Genomic DNA, 736 nt, shown 5'->3' on the forward strand with positions numbered 1-736 from the left:
TTGGGTCGTTAGCTCAGTTGGTAGAGCAGTTGACTTTTAATCAATTGGTCGCAGGTTCGAATCCTGCACGACCCACCATTCTTTCTCCGCGTAAAGGATGGCTTTTATTTTCACTTTTATAAAAGTGAAGACAAAAGGAACTATCGTGGGCGATTAGCTCAGTTGGGAGAGCACCTGCCTTACAAGCAGGGGGTCACTGGTTCGAGCCCGGTATCGCCCACCATTCTCTAAATATTCTTGGAAGTTAAAACTCCAAACCACTTCTTATGTCGCTGGTTGGATTTTTCGACTGTGAGAGTCTTTAGAAAATGTGAATTTTAGAACACTGGTTCTTAAAGTCTCATGCTCTTTAACAATTTGGAAAGCTGACTGATTACTTAATTGGTTTTCACTTTAAAAAGTGAAATCAAACAGCTCAAGGCTGTGATTAAGTTAATCAAATTTAAAAGTTCTCAATGTTTATCTGCTCTTATTTAATAAGAACAGTATAAACACAACAAACACATTCAAGTGTCTTGTATTCGAATCAAACTTAGTTTGATTCACAATTGAGTCCGGCAAACAGTCATCAGGAATTAACCCTTCTTGATGACAAGCAAAAACCTTGGTTAGTTGCCATACTAGTTTGTTTTCACTCCTGTTTGTCTTCACTTTTTAAAAGTGAAAATAAAAAGGAAAGTGAAAGTAAAACAGAGACCCTTTCGGGTTGTATGGTTAAGTGACTAAGCGTACACGG

Annotated in this window: 2 tRNA genes; both read left to right on the forward strand. The window is 38.0% G+C overall.

Annotated elements, in window-relative coordinates:
* Window positions 1-2: 2 nt before the first annotated feature.
* Window positions 3-78, forward strand: a tRNA-Lys gene (locus L1D22_RS22225).
* 69 nt (window positions 79-147) lie between these two features.
* A tRNA-Val gene (locus L1D22_RS22230) sits at window positions 148-223 on the forward strand.
* The last annotated feature ends 513 nt before the right edge of the window (window positions 224-736 follow it).

The sequence above is a fragment of the Vibrio sp. Isolate34 genome (genome assembly GCF_022397915.1).
Classification (GTDB): Bacteria; Pseudomonadota; Gammaproteobacteria; order Enterobacterales; family Vibrionaceae; genus Vibrio.